The following is a 16,114-nucleotide window of genomic DNA, read 5'->3' as shown; positions in this document are numbered from 1 at the left end:
AAGGCAGCCGTTTATTTGACAAGGCTGCCTTTTTATCGGTCTGACACTAATTTCCAGTGTCCGGGATCAATCCCACTGAAAATCAGATCAATCAACCTTCTATCCACACACTTATCATCCCTTAGTCAATTTCCTTCGATCTTCAACCTGAGGTGGTTCTTCCATCCAGCCCTTTTTGACCATGATTTTTCCACTTTGTTTAGCGAAATCATAAATGTCCTTTGCAAGGAGTGCCATTTTGGCAGGTAAATCACTTCGTAAACTAAACGCACCACCAATGGCGTTACTTCCAAGTCCAAATGTCGTTAACAAACTGGTGTTATACATCATCATCTTATCTGAGAAAGGAGAAACAGTTGAAGCTGTCGCTTTCCCGGCATGAGTCGCTGGAGGCTCAATGAAATCATCTCTTAAAAATTCACCCAGTGATGTTTCAACTTTCTTGGCTAGCTCCATCCCTTGAACAAAATGATTACGTACAGATTTATCAGAAGCCACTTGTGCAAACCCTATCATTAATTGCATCCCTGTAAGATTCGTTTCAATCGCATGGTGGATAAGTGAAAGTTCAATCGTATTCAACGACCTTTCATTTGAAAACAAGTTCAACGTGGTTATATACTTTTTGTTTTGTACAAACGCCACTTCTTTCGGCATCGATACATAAGGGGGGCGGGAAAGAACTCCTTTCTCCAGTAGTAAATGGGTCGTTTGGTCATAAGCTTCTTGTGCCTCCATTGTCAATCGTCTGAATAATTGTCGGATATCCTGGCGATATGACATCGTCGAATAAAGTGCATAAAGGTTCGTCTCGATTTTGGACATCAAGTGCAAATACATGACATCATAATGAAAGTCGAATAACTTCGGAGCCCCTTTGTTCACATCATGTTCAGTAAACCCCACAGGAATCGCTGCCCCTTCCTGTTTAAAAATATCTGTCACCACGCCTACGCATTCTGTAACGCGTTTATAATGTAACTGTATAATGTGTTTAATCTCATCCTCTTCAGCCTGTTCAAGAAAGTATTCCAGAAATCTCATCATCATCGTTTTCTCTTGATACGTCATCCACAAGTTCCCTAGTTCAGATGAAGTAATGGGTATTCTTTCCTCACGCTCCATCCTCAGCCCCCCTCATAATCTCATTTGATTCTATTAACATGACCAACGACTCTAATATTATGTATAACCCTGTATCTTGAAGAAACCCTGTTAAAAATAATGATAGGGGTTCGCCTTTTATCATTTAGGATAAGGTAAAGAATAAAGTATGCCGCCTCTAGTCATACTATCTTCAACCTATCTAAGGAGGCCGTTATTATGGAGAAAAAAATGTTATATGGGTTATTTACGTTATGTTTGCTCTCCTCGCCATTTATATTGAAGGGTTCAAAGCTGAGGGAGAGCCTCATTGTTTTCTTCTCTAAAGGAGTCGTTTCCACTCTCATTGATACATATGTAGTAGCAAATAAGCGCGTTGTCTATCCTGTACGCCCTTTTCCAGAAATCTTTAAAACCAATATTATGTTTGACATGCTTTTTTTTCCGCTTTTAAGTGTCATCTGGGTGAAGCAAACGTACCATGACGGTCTAGGGAAAATTTTGTTGAAAAGCTTGACCTGGAGTGTTCCGATGAGTGTAACTCAGTTGTACCTTGTAAAGAACACACGCTTAATTCATTGGAAAAAATGGTCGCCTTTTCATACGTTTGGATATGTCAGTTTCACATTGTTCCTTATAAGGGGCCTTGTTGCACTAGTCAAGGGCATGGACAAATCGAAAAGCGCATAATAAAAAAGTAAACCCAAAGGTTTGATAACATGAAAAAAACTCAAAAGTTAGAAGCGGTCCTTTGGAGCATCGCATTTCCTGGCTTTGGCCAGTTATTAAATGGGCAAGTAGCGAAAGGGTTTCTTTTTATTCTATTGGAATTTGTCATAAACAGTATGAGTACGTTTAACCTATCGATCATGTTCAGTTTTCTTAACAGGATCCAGGAGGCTGCGAAGGTCATTGATTATCAATGGATCATGTTTTATCCATGTGTCTATATGTATGCCATGTATGATGCGTATAAAGGGGCAGACGGAGAAAATCCACCACTCTCTTATCTTCCGTTTGCTTTTGGTGCCTACTCTGTCACGGTTGGTATCATGTACTCACCCCACCCGCTTTTCGGCATATTCTTCGGACCGATTTGGCTTCCCATGCTGTCCCTCATCCCAGGACTCGTCATTGGATTTATGATCCGAACCGTATTATTAAAATACAAATCATAGAATAGGGGTGGAGAGCCAAAGGGACAGGTCCCTTGGCTCGATTTTTCAGTTCCGATGTTCCAAGTCATTTCCACAAAAACAACAGATTAAAAGGAGGATATTTGGCAACAATGATAGTAAAAAAAGGAGGACAATGAATGCAGAATCTCTTTGAAACCGCTTTTGATTACCTGCGAACCACCTTTGATTCAGAACCAAAGTCACCTCCTCATATCGGTGAAGCGATGGGATGTTGGCTTTATTTCACTGCCTTGGCAGAAGAAGTACCTGTCCTTGAAGCTTCATTAAATACAACGACAGATAACGAACTAACCCAACTCATTAACAAATCAAAGGATCTTGGGGAACATCAATTGAAAATACTTCAACAATTCATGGTAGAAGAAGGCATACCCCTTTCGAAAACTTCAGAAACCAGGCCTAAATCCGACCCCAATAGCATTCCCATAGGGGCAAAAATGACGGATGACGAAATCGCTAACTTCATCTCCATCAAAGTTGCCACGAATATTGTGATGTGTGCCACAAACATGAGCCAAAGCATCCGCAATGATGTGGGTCTCATGTGGGCGCGATTTCAGGCCGAAAAAATGGTGCTTGGTATGGAACTGAAAACCGCTATGCGCAAAAGAGGATGGCTAAAGGTCCCACCGTACTATTATCCTCCGGGGGCACCTAAGAATCAGTGAGTGCAATCATATGAAAAGAAGCTGAAGATCCTTTTCCTGATCTTCAGCTTCTGTGGTCTTGGAAGTCAAGGAAACAAGATCGTTGACACCCTTTGACCACCAGCAAGTAATCGATAAAAAATCACTGGCCCCAGGGGATTATTTCGAGCTATGCCCCCGGCCTCTCCAGAAATCCATCACTATCAACACCATCGTAATAATGACGATGACATAAAGAATGCTGTTATTAATCACATGCATAGTCATTTGAACCACAAATAATAGCACCAAAAACGACGTCCTCCAGATCAATTTTATCCTGCTCACCATCTCCTCACTTATACCTTTACTGAATCTGGGGTAATAGATTCCCAAACCGAGCAGGACGAGGATTGTAAACAGATTGATAAAAGGCGTCAATCTTCCAAACAGATTCAATCGACTGATGGAAAAATAGAATATGATTGAATACAAAACCAGAAGGTACAGGTTGTAACGCAGTATGTTTGCCATGTTATCCCCCTCCTAATTTGCCGCCGGGCTTAATTCTTATCCATGTCTACTAACTCTTCCGGCATTCTTCCGCTTCCGAATCAACGACCCCCACCAGACGATCACATATATATAACCGAACAGAAGATAGAAAGCCCATAACTCCCCTGTTCTCAGGTGGCTCAGCCATTGCTCCAATTCATTCTGATTTTCCCCTCGATAAATTCCATTCACCATGCCGACAACTGGAATGGAAATGGTCACAAAGATAGTGAGCATCGCCCTCCATATATACCCTTGTTTTTTAATCGAAAGGAGGGCAGAGGCAATCGTTAATATCGTGAGGGAGTAATAGAGAATCCAAAACCATTGGGGCAGGGTTTCTGTAGAATACATGTAATTTCACCTCTTGTTTATGTATTTTTCGACAGGTAGTAACCTATTCCTGCATCACTTCACTAAACCAATTTTTTTGACAAAAGGATCATAATCTGACCCACCGCCAGTGCCGACACTTAAGAATCAGTCAAGCTGACGTAATAATACCCCACATCCTCTAAAGCCGCCTGCATTCCTATAAATGACGTAATGGCATAATACATCGCACCAAAAGCCAAACAGGCTATGATCATCCCACTTACACGGGGGATATGTTTCTTTTTTTTATAAAGGACTCGTGTCGTTATGCCGACAATGATAAGGTAGGAAATCGATAGAATGAGCCCGAATTGGTGACTGTCGAGGTCATTCACCGCTATTCGAAAACGGTCTAGGTGATCTCGATTTCCCTCGTTCTCTTCGATCTTCACCTGGTGATCTTGATAACCGATCTTCCACGTTAGCCCATCTTCCCCTTTTATGACCGTGTACTGATAACCACTCGCGTCCCCTTCCCCTATCACAAATGGAGACGCCGCATCAATATGGACGGGAAGCATGATGCATAGCATCGTAAATAGGATAAGTAATCGTTTCTTCAAAGCTATCTTCCTTTCTAATAAAACCTCAATCTTTTCCCTTGACAAAAAAACGCATATATATAATAATAAATATCGAATTAGAATTATTATAATCTATTAATGATTCTCAATCACACAAACTACTAGGAGGAATTTACACTATGTCATTAATCGGTTCACAAGTCGTACCATTTAAAGCAGAAGCATTCAAAGATGGTGAGTTCATCACTGTTACAGACGAAAGCCTGAAAGGTCAATGGAGCATTTTCTGCTTCTACCCTGCAGACTTCACATTTGTATGCCCGACAGAACTTGAAGACCTTCAAAATAACTATGAAACTCTTAAAGAGCTTGGCGTAGAAGTTTACTCAGTTTCTACGGACACTCACTTTACACATAAAGGCTGGCACGACAGCTCTGAAAAAATCGGTAAAATCAAATATGCGATGATCGGTGACCCATCACAACGCATCACTCGTGGTTTCGACGTATTAAATGAAGAAGATGGTCTTGCTGACCGTGGAACATTCATCATCGATCCTGATGGTATCATCCAGGCAGTTGAAATCAATGCAGGCGGAATCGGTCGCGATGCAGACATTCTAGTAAGCAAAATCAAGGCGGCACAATATGTGCGCAACAACCCAGGCGAAGTATGCCCGGCTAAATGGCAGGAAGGTTCTGACACACTTAAGCCAAGCCTTGATCTAGTTGGTAAATTATAAGGAGTGCTGAACATGCTTGAAGCAGATATTAAAGCACAATTAGAACAGTACCTGCAGATGATGGAAGGCGATATCGTCCTGAAAGTCAGTGCAGCAGACGATGACATTTCGAAGGACATGCTGGCTCTTGTTGAAGAGCTAGCTTCCATGTCATCCCGCATCAGTGTTGAAAAAGCAGTACTAACAAGAACACCTAGCTTCAGCGTGAATCGTCCTGGTGAAGAGACCGGTATCATTTTTGCCGGGATTCCTCTTGGACATGAATTCACATCCCTGGTTCTGGCTCTTCTTCAAGTAAGCGGCAGAGCGCCGAAAGTGGATCAAAGCGTCATCGACCAGATCAAGAGCGTCAAAGGTGAACATCATTTCGAGACGTATGTAAGTCTTAGCTGTCACAACTGTCCTGACGTGGTGCAGGCACTGAACATCATGAGTGTACTGAACCCGAACATCACGCACACGATGATCGACGGAGCTGCCTTCAAGGAAGAAGTGGAACGCAAGAACGTTATGGCCGTTCCTGCTGTCTACCTGAATGCAGAATTCTTCAATGGCGGACGCACGACTCTTGAGGAAATTCTATCTAAAATCGTGGAAGGTCCCGGTGCAGATGAGCTATCGGATAAAGATCCGTATGACGTCCTTGTTGTCGGTGGCGGACCAGCGGGAGCAAGTGCCGCGATCTATGCTGCACGAAAAGGGATCCGTACAGGAATCGTCGCGGAACGCTTCGGAGGTCAGGTCCTTGATACAATGAGCATCGAGAACTTTATCAGTGTGAAGCACACGGAAGGACCGAAGCTTGTCGCAAGCCTTGAAGAGCATGTGAAAGACTACGGTATCGATGTCATGAACCTTCAGCGAGCAAGCCGTCTTGAGAAGAAAGACCTTGTCGAGCTTGAGCTTGAAAACGGTGCTGTCCTGAAGAGTAAAAGTTTGATTATCTCGACAGGGGCACGCTGGCGCAACATCGGCGTTCCTGGTGAACAGGAGTTCAAGAACAAAGGAGTGGCGTACTGCCCTCACTGTGACGGACCATTGTTCGAAGGGAAAGATGTCGCTGTTATCGGCGGAGGAAACTCAGGTATCGAAGCAGCCATCGACCTTGCAGGAATCGTCAAGCATGTCACAGTCCTTGAGTTCAATCCTGAACTGAAGGCGGATGACGTGTTGCAGAAACGTCTTTACAGCCTGCCGAACGTCACGGTGCTGACAAACGTCCAGACACAGGAAATCACCGGTACCGATAAAGTAAACGGAATTACCTACACCGATCGTGATACACACGAAGAGAAACATGTCGAACTGCAAGGCGTATTCGTCCAAATCGGTCTCGTTCCTAACACAGACTGGCTCGGCGACCTTGTCGAACGCACGAAATTCGGTGAAATCATCGTTGATAAACACGGGTCCACCAACGTCCCTGGCGTATTCGCCGCAGGAGACTGTACAGACAGCCCATACAACCAAATCATCATCTCCATGGGATCAGGCGCGAACGCCGCACTTGGCGCATTCGACTACCTTATCCGGAATTGATGTATTTAGAGGTCCGTCCCTCGTTTTGAGGGACGGACCTCTTATTCTCTTCCCCCATCTACTTTGGCACCAAATCCCTGAACAAAAATCGATCCCGTCCACTTACCGTGTCCGGCGTGACTCTCTCTTCCCCCAACTCGTACCCGATCGCATATCCGAAATTCGGCCCGTCGAACACAAATGAATGAAATTCCCCATTCTCTCCGCAGATATCATGAGTGTCTTCCGGATAATCCCGTATAAATCCCTCATCATATACTCTCCCTGCAAAGGCTCGATCCAATTGATCCATATCCACACAAGTAAGCACGGTTTGAAATCCGAGATCAATGAACTCACGACTTATTTCCCCGACTAATCGGCCCCAAAGAGGAAAGACCGGAGTGATCCCCGTTTCCGAAAGCATCTTCTCCCGATACTCCCGAACATCCTTAAGATGAATATCCCCGAAGACCATGTGCGTGACCCCGTCCTCAAGCATTCCTGAGACCGCTCTACCCATCCGCTCCTGATACATCTCATTCGAACACGCCTCCGGGATCCAGACCTCGCGAAGCGGAATACCGAGGGACTCAGACTGCCTCTTCAACAACTCATATCGGACCCCATGAATCGAAACCCGGTCGTATCCTTCCGTCAGGGTCACAAGCAATGAGTCAATCTCGTATTCCTGATTTTGTTGAATTTCATATAATGCCAGAGTGGAATCCTTTCCACCGCTGAATGCTATGACTGTTTTCATATAGACCTCCATGATTACGATATTGTACTATTGACCCTTTTGAATGAACTCGATCATGAATTCACCACTAAGAATAAATAAGTAGCGTATTTTCTCTATTATAATTGAAATTTCACCTTTATCATCTCTGCCACTTCTTCCGCACTCAAGTTTGAATTGTTTATCCTAATATAGTTTGAATACTTAATTTCACCTTCTAAAGAATTCAATCTATATACCTCCATCGACTTCTTCAAATCACCCTCAGACCATGCAATATCCCTTTTTGATGGCTTATGTTCTAGTCTATTTGCACTTTTATTCCTCTCAAGTCTTTCTTCTACATCTGCCTCAAGCTCGACAAAATAAACCGTGCCTCCTCTTTCCTCAAACAACCGAGAAACTTGATTAACATAATCCCAGTCCTCTTGCATATCAAATGCCCAGACGTAGGTGAAAATCATTCCATACAAATCACTCTTCGATACTTCTTCAAATATCTCACGCCGAAACAGTCCGACTAACCTCTTCCCTTCTTTCGTGCCGTAGTCAAAAAATTGACCGACCAAATCAATCGTCATATGATTATGAAAAAGTTTCAAATCCGTTATTTTAGCTAATTCCTGTCCAACAGTCATCTTCCCAACTGCCTGAGGTCCAAATACAAGAACAAATTTCATGAGCTCTCTCCTTCATTGTCTGAAACATTATGTATCTCCGTTCCGGAATCCCTGCGCTTCTATTATTCGGTATTTGTCACCACGTGCTGTATGTATTCCTTTTGAAAAGCATGCGTTATTTTGATCATGTTCTATGATTTCTCAGTAAAGATGGTCTCTTAGGTAAAAAAACGATCCTGGATAGGCCTATATACAGAAATTCCCCCGCCATTTCACTACATCATAAGCCTCCACATCCATTTATCAGCGAAAAACGGATTTCATCGGCGAAATCTCAAATATATCAGCGAATCGCCTCAATCAGGGACGGACCTCCATTCTCTAAAAATACAAACTCTTAAAAGCGCGTTTGGAGGTCCGTCCCTCTTTAAATATCTCTCACAACCCCCGTCTCAATATAACTCCTCACTAACTTCCAATCAGCACCATCCACCTTCTTAAACGTATCAAAGAATAAGTGACACGTTTCCATCGCTTCCCTATTCATCACAATCGTGGCGGAAAGAATCGCCATCACTTCATCCTCCTTCAAAGGAATGACCGATACCTCATTGACTTCCCACTCTGCGCGCTGTTTTTTCACAAAAGCAAACCCCTGCTTCCAGCCTTCAATGGATTCCTCATATCCAAAATCCACGATTTCTCCACCCCTGATTTCCCTTGCTTGAAAATCCGGAGAAATGAAAGTCTCCAACTCTATGAGAGATGAATTCTTCCAAGCTACTATAAATGCATCAAGAAACGGCTTAAATGTATGATCGTTCATCATTACCTCCTAAAGTATGTCACTACCAATTATTTCAAAAATGAGCCATGAACTCAATCCCATATAAAAAAGAAGCTCAACGATTCGTTGAGCTCCTGCTGATCATTAAAATGCTTACTTATTTCCCGGCCCTGTGTTAAGGAAGTTCACAAATCAGAATAAAGCTGTAAAAAAGTGGACAGGTGGATAAAAATATAGGGAACATCCAATCAGGATGCCCCCTATAAAGCAGCCCGATTTCAAGAGCCAGTTGCTGCTTTTCCATATCTATATCTTTGTCACTTCTATATAGCGGAGCTGGATTCCGTCTTTTTCAATCACTTTAAAGCGATGACCTTCTTCCTCAATGAAACTGCCGACTTTGGCATCAAGGTTTTCCGTCATGTACCAGCCTCCGATAGTGTCGATGTCCAGCTCTCCAATATCGATGGTTATGTTCAAAAGAGAATTGACATCATTGATGAGGACCTTTGAATCAAGAAGGTAATGACCATCCTTGAGCTTTCGGATTTCAGCTACTTCATCCTCGTCAAATTCATCCCTTATTTCCCCGACGATCTCTTCAAGGATGTCCTCAACCGTCACGATGCCGGAAGTACCGCCGTATTCATCAATTAGAACCGCAATATGAACCCGTTCTTTCTGCATTTTCACAAGCAGGTCATGAATCGGAATCGTCTCAATGACTGTAATGATCGGATTGATAAAAGGACGGAGAGTAAAGTTACTATCCAGTTCGTTGACCATCGCCTCTGTCAGAAGCTCCTTCATATTGACGAATCCTTTGACGTTATCTTTATCGCCGTTCACGACAGGATAACGCGTGAAATTCTCATTTCGAATGGTATCGATTACGTTCTCGAGCGTATCGTCTATAGAAAGGGAGACGATTTCTTTACGTGGAACCATGATTTCCTTCGCAATCCGCTCATCGAATTCAAAGATGTTGTTCACATACTTTAGTTCGTTCTTATTGATTTCACCGCTTTTAAAACTTTCCGAAAGCAGAATGCGAAGCTCTTCCTCGGTATGGACCTCTTCATGCTCAGAAGCCGACTTCAACCCGAAGATTCCCACAAGCACACGCGCAGATCCATTTAAGAACCAGATAAAGGGATACATGATCCGGTAGAACCAAATGATCGGACCCGAGAATACAAGCGTAACGGCCTCTGCTTTCTGGATTGCCACCGTTTTTGGTGCAAGCTCTCCTACTACAACGTGAAGGAATGTTACAAGGGCAAAGGCAATACCAAAGGATAGGATATGCGTGATTGCTTCATTTAACTCGAAATAAGCAAAAAGTGGATGCAAAATCTTCTCCACAGTCGGCTCACCAAGCCAACCCAATCCAAGAGCCGTAATCGTTATTCCAAGCTGACAAGCAGATAAATACTCATCCAGATGAGTCACGACCTTCTTAGCGGCAATCGACCCTTTACGATTCTCCGCTATGAGCTGATCAATCCTGGAACCCCGAACCTTTACAATCGCAAATTCCGTCGCTACGAAAAAAGCGGTTAAAGCAATTAATAAAACGATTAGAATTAAGTTTATAGACGTTGTCAATTAGCCAGCCTTATCCGAGGATAAGGCTTACACCTCCATCATGATAAATTTCATCCACAAAGTGAATGGTTGGATGGATGAAAGCATGAAGTTTATAACCACTTATCTCTAGAAGGGATTACATAGAACCCGTAGTGAGAAGTAGAACGTTCAGCTTCCAGCAACCCGGCTCGAACCATTGAACCAAATGTTACGCAGCATCGGTTAGCTGACTCGTATCTTAGCTTCTCTGTCCCATTTTCATCCCTCCAGCCTTTTTTATATAATAATATATTAAGATTTTACTTAATTATAAGAATATAATCAAACATATTACGATAGAGACCCTTAATTTAGTCGTTTAATTTCTATATGTCCCTCTAATACAAACTCGACCAATACTTCCAAATTTCTCGCCCCTGTGCAGAGTATCGATCATATCCATCTAAAGAAAATTCCTCCCCGCAAGCCGAATTCGTCACCTGGAATTTATCATAAACCATCTCTTTGCCATCGGATGTCGTCACACCTCCGCCTCTGCTATGGTGAATACATTCACTTTCAATTGGGGTCCGGTTTCCTTCTTCATCCACATAGAAATATTGACTCTCACTGAGATTATAGCTTCTATCTTGTGTCGACGTCCGATAGATTCCATACCGTTCAATATCCGTCCTCATCAACGTGGGCAAACTCTCGATCTCTAGGGGAATGATGGAAAACTCCCCTTCTTCTTCAAGGGAAGGTTCATCCTTCATACCATAGAAGATGACAACAGTACCCTCGTATCCTTTAGGGATAAGATAACGGTTCTTAATGATTTCTCCTTGGTCGTTGCCAGACATCCAACTCACAGCTAGCATCACAACCGCCACAACAGAAACCAAGCTTACTAATTTGAGATAGAATTGCCTGTTCTCCCTGCCAGGACCCGGTGTGCTCTTCCTTTTCAACCATTCATCTAAACAGAAGAAGATTACCGCACAGATCACCGCAAACCACGCAAACCCGTCTATCACAAAATACGTCATAGCTCCAAAGAAGACATGGATGAAACCAGCGGTAAACAACCGCCATTTGACGAGCTTTCTCGTTAACCAATCCGATAGTAGAGAGACAGGAGCCCCATACGCCAGGTTCCCGGCAAAGGAATAGGTAAAGACAATTGGGAAGAGCCAAATCCCCCCGTCCAATATGCTTATGATCATCAAAAAAGTAGAAAGAAGCAAACTCGTATAAATTGCCGGCTTTAATTTATTCATTCAATCAACCTCCAAATGAGATTGTGAATAATTTCACATTATAAAAGTATCATAAATTGTGATTTGTTGGAAGAGAATTAGAAGATTTTTTTTGGAGGGATCATCTTACAAAAAAACACCTCCCTCTTACCTCAATGTGCTTCCCATTGTTTAACGTTATTCTGCACGGGAAAGACACTAATACAACCAAAAAGGAGGAATTCATTATCGAACACGATCCAAAACAGGCAGCCGCACAGATGAATGAAGACAAAAAGGAAGAGATCCTGCAGCATTTCGACTCTTTCAAGAACTATTTGGGAAATCAAGTTCAAAAGGGTGAGAAATTAGGTCTGGGTGAGGAAGCTCTTTCTAAGGGGGCTAAGCGCGTGGCCGACTATTTAGCAGAGCATGAGGAGCCACGAAACCGGGAACAGAAAGTACTGAATGAGATGTGGAATGTGGCTAACAAAGAAGAACGGGAACATATGGCCTATGTGCTGGTAAAGCTTGCCGATCAAACCAACTGAATCACCCACGGACGCCCCCAACGCCATGAGCGCTGGGGGCGTTTTCTTATTATTCTTCCTGAACGTTTACATGCATATAAGCAAGAGCATCTTTCACCGTAGCAAACGTCCTGATCGATGAAAGATCGACGTTCTGGTTTATGGCACTCATGGCCATTTCCGGTCGTAAACCCGTAATAATGGAACGTACGCCCAGTAAAGCCAGCACATTCGTAATCTTAAAAAGGGCATCGATGACGACTTGATCCAATGTAAACACACCGGAGAAATCAATGATCACCTGATTGACGTTCTGTTTTCTTACTTTAGCCGGAATGATATGGAGGAGCATGCGGGCCTTCTCTTCGTCAATCTTCCCGGCGATCGGAAGGACAGCAATATCGTCCAGCAACGGAACCAGCGTAGCAGACAATTCGTTTACTTCATTCACCATTTCCGTTTGCTTCTTTTCCTTTTCTTTCCTGTCCGTGATGTCATGTACATACGTTTGAATCGCCTTGGTATCCCCTATCATGAGGGGATGACAATACAATTCGACTTCCACGGTCGATCCGTCCGTTCGATAGACCGTTTCCTCAATGACATCTGCGGGCTTTCCATATGCAGATTGGATCCTTTTCCTGATTGCGTCCTTTGAGGATTCCTGGAAGATATCCAAGGGACTCTTGCCGATGACACCTTCTTTATCCGTCCGAAAGAATTCTTCCGCCGCCCCGTTCACATACATGATTTTGTAATCCGTATGGATGATGAGTGGATTTAGGGAATATTCCATCATCTCTAGATATTCTATTTCTGCTATGTCCTGACTCACAATGCTCACTCCCTTTCCCCTAACGATATCGTTATCCACTGTAGGACACAAGAAATAAGGAAAACCGTTTTCCATTCGACATATGTCCATTGTCACTACATAGATCGAATCTTAAACTTGCCTATGGACCAGGAAACAGATAAAAAGACCTGTCATGGTTCTTTGACAGGTCTTTTTTCGTTTAAGGAAAGGTCCGTTTATTGGATTTAATTTTTACTGAAGTGGAGGCGGAAAATCTCCTTTTAGACGTGCCTTGTGTAGACGAAAATGATAAAAAAATCATGTTCCATACGCGTTGCTGAATGAAAACAGAAGAAGAATCCTTCAAAATATACTAGATTCATCAAAGCTTCACATCTGTTATTCTTCTTCCCTACCTTTCCCTCTAAAAACCAACTCCACTACCCACCTGATCAAATACGAAAGAAAGATATAGATGACAAATGACCACCCAACCTTCCAATGATAGATCTTATAAATATTGAACCATTGAAAGATAGGCTCTGCTATAAACGATGCACCTGCCGAAAGAACAATATTTGCATACAGAAACGCTTTACCTTTAGGAAAGTATTTATACAAGAGCATATACGTGACAGGAATTAACGCATAGTCAAAGACGTATGCTTTTGGAAGTATGGGGATCAGCTGTCCTGGATAGCCCCATAAGCCAAGATCATATCCTATTCCGTCCAGGTTTGCGGCGACCAGGATCCAAGTAAATCCAAGAAAAAGGAGCTTTTGCCGCTCCTCTTTTTTCGTTAATAGAAAAAAAGTAACCCAGGTTAGGACAAAGAGTACTACGATAAACCACCAGCGTGAAGTTAAGAAGCAATGATCCAGCCAATACTGGATGTATTCTTGGTTAAGGGCCACATCTTTTTCTCTAATTTGATCATATCTCTCCAGCATACGCGTCTCCTGTGCACAAGATTTTTATAAAAAAGCCCTCTTCAAAGTAAGAGGGCAATGAAAGCTTATGAAGGGTATTATCTACCAATTAAAGGACCTTCATTCATAAAGACTTCTAAATAAGATCCATGACTTTTCTCCCTTACAAGCATCTTGCTATTATGTTAAAATTAGCCAAAATCAGACAATTCCCTTCCCTTTTTTCAAGAAAGGAGTTAAAGATAATGTCAAGAAATCGTGAGCTGCTTACCATTTTGCAGACGCTCCAAACTTATTCCGATTGTGATATCACCCAGTCATTTGCTGATGGTGATTCTGACGTATTGCTGGTTTCTTACTCGAAGGAAAATAACTCATTCGTCATCACTAAGAATGACTCCGAGATAAGCTATCATGATATCGACTCCGCTTTAGCCTTATTAGAACATATCTTGCACACTTAGCTATTAATAAATGAAACATAAATCCAATTCAAAAAGACCCGTCGTCGTCGACAGGTCTTCTTGAATTAAAGGGAACCATCCGTTGGCTATTTATTGCTATTGGAATTGCTTGAACTGTTGGAGTTATTCGAGTTATTGGAGTTTCCGGACTGGCTTCCGCCTTTCGCTCCAATTTCCTGGTAGAATTTCTTGTCGTGATTTTCTGAAGTTGCTTCTCCACCTTTTTCACCGATCTCTTGGTAGAATTCTTTGTCATGGTTCTTAGCTGTTTGTTCGCCGCCTTTACGACCAGCTTCTTCGTAACTCATTTTGCTGTTGTTATTGTTGTTATTGTTGTTACTGTTGTTACTGTTGTTACTGTTAGACATAAATAAAATCCTCCTTAAGTTTAGTAAAATGGTGTTGTACGTTTGTACATTGGTTATATACCTCGTGAGTTGAGGACTAAACTGATAATGTATCTTTTTAACATTTTTGTAATTTAATTTACACTCAAATGATGTCAGTTTGGGAGATGCATCCATACTATTAGAAGTGCTTCGTGAAGAGGTGTATGATGAAGGGATCGAAGAGGATTTATTAAAAAGGAGTCTTGCTACATGGATTACATCAAACGGGGAACACCGGCCTTCAAACATGCAAACCTTGCCCTGTTTGCAGGCGGCTTCAGCACCTTCGCCATCCTGTGGGGAACACAGCCCCTGCTTCCGGACATTGCCAGAGAGTTCGATATCTCACCAGCCACCTCAAGTCTAAGCCAGTCATCCACTACGATTGCCCTCGCTATCAGTCTATTAATTGCAGGTTCCTTGTCTGACGTCTATGGAAGAAAATCCGTCATGACCTTTTCATTACTGGCATCTTCCATTCTTGCCGTTTGCACAGGATTTGCATCAAGCTTCCATATGCTCATCATTGGCCGGATCCTCCTGGGGATAACGCTTGCCGGACTTCCCGCCGTCGCCATGGCCTACCTTGGTGAGGAAATCGAAGCGAAGAGCCTCGGAATGGCCATGGGTTTATACATCAGCGGAAATTCCATCGGCGGAATGTCGGGCCGGATCATCAGCGGCGTCCTTACCGACCATTTCAACTGGCATATCGCGTTGATGGGAGTGGGGATCATCAGCTTGATTTCAACCGTCATCTCCCTTGTGCTTATACCGCCGTCTGCCCATTTCAAACCGCAGACTTTTCAGCTGAGATCATTGGCGGGGTCCCTGTTCAGCCAATTCAAAGTACCGGGGCTCACCCTTCTCTTCACCATCGGATTTCTGTTGATGGGAGGATTCGTGTCCCTCTACAATTACATTGGATTCGAACTGATTGCACCGCCTTATTCACTGAGCCAGACCGTTGTCGGCTTCATCTTCATCGTCTATATCGTAGGCACCTTCAGCTCGACCTGGATGGGGATGCTTGCCGATCATTATGGAAAAAAAAGAATTCTGCCTTTATCGCTAATTATCATGTTAGCCGGGGTATCAGCCACCCTGCATCCGAATCTGTGGGTGAAAATCATCGGGATTGCCATCTTTACGTACGGGTTCTTTGCAGGCCACTCCATCGCCAGCAGCTGGGTCGGACGTCTCGCCATCCACGATAAAGCACAAGCGTCAGCCCTCTACCTATCCGCCTATTACGCAGGATCGAGTGTCGGCGGTACCGTCAGCGGAAGCTTCTATCACCAATTTAACTGGTCCGGCGTCGTATGGATGATCGCTGTTCTTTCTGTGATCTCGATTGGGATTTCATTTTGGTTGGGGAGAAGGGACCTAGCACGATCAACATAAA

At 43.1% G+C, this 16,114-nt stretch carries 19 protein-coding genes and 1 pseudogene; 8 read left to right on the top strand and 12 right to left on the bottom strand.

All coding sequences use genetic code 11. From position 1 onward, the window contains the following. Positions 1–114: 114 nt before the first annotated feature. Positions 115–1,125 (bottom strand): DUF3231 family protein, encoded by a 1,011-nt coding sequence (locus ACQKFO_RS08915; RefSeq protein ID WP_427598083.1) that lies wholly within the window; start codon positions 1,123–1,125, stop codon positions 115–117. 198 nt (positions 1,126–1,323) lie between these two features. On the opposite strand from ACQKFO_RS08915, the gene ACQKFO_RS08910 reads away from it, so the two are divergent. From ACQKFO_RS08910 to ACQKFO_RS08900, 3 genes are all read left to right on the top strand, one after another. Then, positions 1,324–1,794 carry a CBO0543 family protein gene (locus tag ACQKFO_RS08910; RefSeq protein WP_427598081.1) on the top strand — a complete coding sequence of 157 codons (471 nt, stop codon included), beginning with the start codon at positions 1,324–1,326 and terminating at the stop codon, positions 1,792–1,794. A gap of 29 nt (positions 1,795–1,823) precedes the next feature. Next, positions 1,824–2,282 (top strand): hypothetical protein, encoded by a 459-nt coding sequence (locus ACQKFO_RS08905; protein WP_427598079.1) that lies wholly within the window; start codon positions 1,824–1,826, stop codon positions 2,280–2,282. Between the two features lie 137 nt (positions 2,283–2,419). Continuing rightward, entirely contained in the window at positions 2,420–2,971 is a 552-nt protein-coding gene (locus ACQKFO_RS08900; RefSeq protein WP_427598077.1) for a DUF3231 family protein, read from the top strand. A 138-nt stretch (positions 2,972–3,109) separates the two neighbouring features. Here ACQKFO_RS08900 and ACQKFO_RS08895 read toward each other — a convergent pair whose 3' ends face one another. The 3 genes from ACQKFO_RS08895 to ACQKFO_RS08885 all read right to left on the bottom strand — a co-directional run bounded on the left by ACQKFO_RS08895 (position 3,110) and on the right by ACQKFO_RS08885 (position 4,422). Continuing rightward, positions 3,110–3,463 carry a hypothetical protein gene (locus tag ACQKFO_RS08895; RefSeq protein ID WP_427598075.1) on the bottom strand — a complete coding sequence of 118 codons (354 nt, stop codon included), beginning with the start codon at positions 3,461–3,463 and terminating at the stop codon, positions 3,110–3,112. A gap of 36 nt (positions 3,464–3,499) precedes the next feature. Beyond that, positions 3,500–3,838 (bottom strand): hypothetical protein, encoded by a 339-nt coding sequence (locus ACQKFO_RS08890; protein ID WP_427598073.1) that lies wholly within the window; start codon positions 3,836–3,838, stop codon positions 3,500–3,502. 119 nt (positions 3,839–3,957) lie between these two features. Continuing rightward, positions 3,958–4,422 (bottom strand): geobacillin-26 family protein, encoded by a 465-nt coding sequence (locus tag ACQKFO_RS08885; protein ID WP_427598071.1) that lies wholly within the window; start codon positions 4,420–4,422, stop codon positions 3,958–3,960. 140 nt (positions 4,423–4,562) lie between these two features. Between ACQKFO_RS08885 and ahpC the strand changes: the two genes are divergently transcribed. Continuing rightward, positions 4,563–5,126 carry an alkyl hydroperoxide reductase subunit C gene (gene ahpC, locus ACQKFO_RS08880; RefSeq protein WP_397554154.1) on the top strand — a complete coding sequence of 188 codons (564 nt, stop codon included), beginning with the start codon at positions 4,563–4,565 and terminating at the stop codon, positions 5,124–5,126. 12 nt (positions 5,127–5,138) lie between these two features. Continuing rightward, entirely contained in the window at positions 5,139–6,665 is a 1,527-nt protein-coding gene (gene ahpF, locus ACQKFO_RS08875; protein WP_427598068.1) for an alkyl hydroperoxide reductase subunit F, read from the top strand. A 58-nt stretch (positions 6,666–6,723) separates the two neighbouring features. On the opposite strand, the gene ACQKFO_RS08870 is transcribed toward ahpF, so the two are convergent. From ACQKFO_RS08870 to ACQKFO_RS08850, 5 genes are all read right to left on the bottom strand, one after another. Continuing rightward, complete coding sequence (locus tag ACQKFO_RS08870; RefSeq protein WP_427598066.1) at positions 6,724–7,407, bottom strand: hypothetical protein; 684 nt, start codon at positions 7,405–7,407, stop codon at positions 6,724–6,726. 98 nt (positions 7,408–7,505) lie between these two features. Next, entirely contained in the window at positions 7,506–8,066 is a 561-nt protein-coding gene (locus tag ACQKFO_RS08865; protein ID WP_427598064.1) for an AAA family ATPase, read from the bottom strand. 367 nt (positions 8,067–8,433) lie between these two features. Beyond that, complete coding sequence (locus ACQKFO_RS08860) at positions 8,434–8,832, bottom strand: flavoprotein (protein ID WP_427598062.1); 399 nt, start codon at positions 8,830–8,832, stop codon at positions 8,434–8,436. A 267-nt stretch (positions 8,833–9,099) separates the two neighbouring features. Further along, positions 9,100–10,401, bottom strand: coding sequence for a hemolysin family protein (locus ACQKFO_RS08855; protein WP_427598060.1), 1,302 nt, complete (start codon positions 10,399–10,401; stop codon positions 9,100–9,102). 359 nt (positions 10,402–10,760) lie between these two features. Beyond that, entirely contained in the window at positions 10,761–11,642 is an 882-nt protein-coding gene (locus ACQKFO_RS08850; protein WP_427598058.1) for a DUF6843 domain-containing protein, read from the bottom strand. Between the two features lie 146 nt (positions 11,643–11,788). Between ACQKFO_RS08850 and ACQKFO_RS08845 the strand changes: the two genes are divergently transcribed. Continuing rightward, entirely contained in the window at positions 11,789–12,151 is a 363-nt protein-coding gene (locus ACQKFO_RS08845) for a DUF3243 domain-containing protein (protein ID WP_427598056.1), read from the top strand. Positions 12,152–12,200: 49 nt separating this feature from the next. On the opposite strand, the gene ACQKFO_RS08840 is transcribed toward ACQKFO_RS08845, so the two are convergent. Continuing rightward, positions 12,201–12,965 carry a PAS domain S-box protein gene (locus tag ACQKFO_RS08840; RefSeq protein WP_427598054.1) on the bottom strand — a complete coding sequence of 255 codons (765 nt, stop codon included), beginning with the start codon at positions 12,963–12,965 and terminating at the stop codon, positions 12,201–12,203. A 360-nt stretch (positions 12,966–13,325) separates the two neighbouring features. Next, on the bottom strand, positions 13,326–13,877 hold the full coding sequence (locus ACQKFO_RS08835) for a CBO0543 family protein (protein WP_427598052.1): 552 nt from the start codon (positions 13,875–13,877) through the stop codon (positions 13,326–13,328). A 224-nt stretch (positions 13,878–14,101) separates the two neighbouring features. On the opposite strand from ACQKFO_RS08835, the gene ACQKFO_RS08830 reads away from it, so the two are divergent. Continuing rightward, positions 14,102–14,320: a hypothetical protein gene (locus tag ACQKFO_RS08830; protein WP_427598050.1), complete on the top strand. Its 219-nt coding sequence runs from the start codon at positions 14,102–14,104 to the stop codon at positions 14,318–14,320. Positions 14,321–14,451: 131 nt separating this feature from the next. On the opposite strand, the pseudogene ACQKFO_RS08825 reads toward ACQKFO_RS08830, so the two are convergent. Further along, a pseudogene (locus ACQKFO_RS08825) lies at positions 14,452–14,688 on the bottom strand (KGG domain-containing protein); the annotation flags it as partial. A 231-nt stretch (positions 14,689–14,919) separates the two neighbouring features. On the opposite strand from ACQKFO_RS08825, the gene ACQKFO_RS08820 reads away from it, so the two are divergent. Then, positions 14,920–16,113 carry an MFS transporter gene (locus ACQKFO_RS08820; RefSeq protein ID WP_427598048.1) on the top strand — a complete coding sequence of 398 codons (1,194 nt, stop codon included), beginning with the start codon at positions 14,920–14,922 and terminating at the stop codon, positions 16,111–16,113. Position 16,114: the final 1 nt, after the last annotated feature.

It is taken from the genome of Rossellomorea sp. NPDC071047 (assembly GCF_050270195.1).
Taxonomy (GTDB): domain Bacteria; phylum Bacillota; class Bacilli; order Bacillales; family Bacillaceae_B; genus Rossellomorea.
Note: the sequence above shows the minus strand (reverse complement) of the source record. Positions and strands in the feature narration are given on the sequence as shown.

Excerpts from the sequence above, each read along its gene's own strand:
- ACQKFO_RS08915 (WP_427598083.1), bottom strand. The coding sequence starts at position 1,125 with ATGGAGCGTGAGGAAAGAATACCCATTACTTCATCTGAACTAGGGAAC.
- ACQKFO_RS08910 (WP_427598081.1), top strand. The coding sequence starts at position 1,324 with ATGGAGAAAAAAATGTTATATGGGTTATTTACGTTATGTTTGCTCTCC.
- ACQKFO_RS08905 (WP_427598079.1), top strand. The coding sequence starts at position 1,824 with ATGAAAAAAACTCAAAAGTTAGAAGCGGTCCTTTGGAGCATCGCATTT.
- ACQKFO_RS08900 (WP_427598077.1), top strand. The coding sequence starts at position 2,420 with ATGCAGAATCTCTTTGAAACCGCTTTTGATTACCTGCGAACCACCTTT.
- ACQKFO_RS08895 (WP_427598075.1), bottom strand. The coding sequence starts at position 3,463 with ATGGCAAACATACTGCGTTACAACCTGTACCTTCTGGTTTTGTATTCA.
- ACQKFO_RS08890 (WP_427598073.1), bottom strand. The coding sequence starts at position 3,838 with ATGTATTCTACAGAAACCCTGCCCCAATGGTTTTGGATTCTCTATTAC.
- ahpC (WP_397554154.1), top strand. The coding sequence starts at position 4,563 with ATGTCATTAATCGGTTCACAAGTCGTACCATTTAAAGCAGAAGCATTC.
- ahpF (WP_427598068.1), top strand. The coding sequence starts at position 5,139 with ATGCTTGAAGCAGATATTAAAGCACAATTAGAACAGTACCTGCAGATG.
- ACQKFO_RS08870 (WP_427598066.1), bottom strand. The coding sequence starts at position 7,407 with ATGAAAACAGTCATAGCATTCAGCGGTGGAAAGGATTCCACTCTGGCA.
- ACQKFO_RS08865 (WP_427598064.1), bottom strand. The coding sequence starts at position 8,066 with ATGAAATTTGTTCTTGTATTTGGACCTCAGGCAGTTGGGAAGATGACT.
- ACQKFO_RS08860 (WP_427598062.1), bottom strand. The coding sequence starts at position 8,832 with ATGAACGATCATACATTTAAGCCGTTTCTTGATGCATTTATAGTAGCT.
- ACQKFO_RS08850 (WP_427598058.1), bottom strand. The coding sequence starts at position 11,642 with ATGAATAAATTAAAGCCGGCAATTTATACGAGTTTGCTTCTTTCTACT.
- ACQKFO_RS08835 (WP_427598052.1), bottom strand. The coding sequence starts at position 13,877 with ATGCTGGAGAGATATGATCAAATTAGAGAAAAAGATGTGGCCCTTAAC.
- ACQKFO_RS08830 (WP_427598050.1), top strand. The coding sequence starts at position 14,102 with ATGTCAAGAAATCGTGAGCTGCTTACCATTTTGCAGACGCTCCAAACT.
- ACQKFO_RS08820 (WP_427598048.1), top strand. The coding sequence starts at position 14,920 with ATGGATTACATCAAACGGGGAACACCGGCCTTCAAACATGCAAACCTT.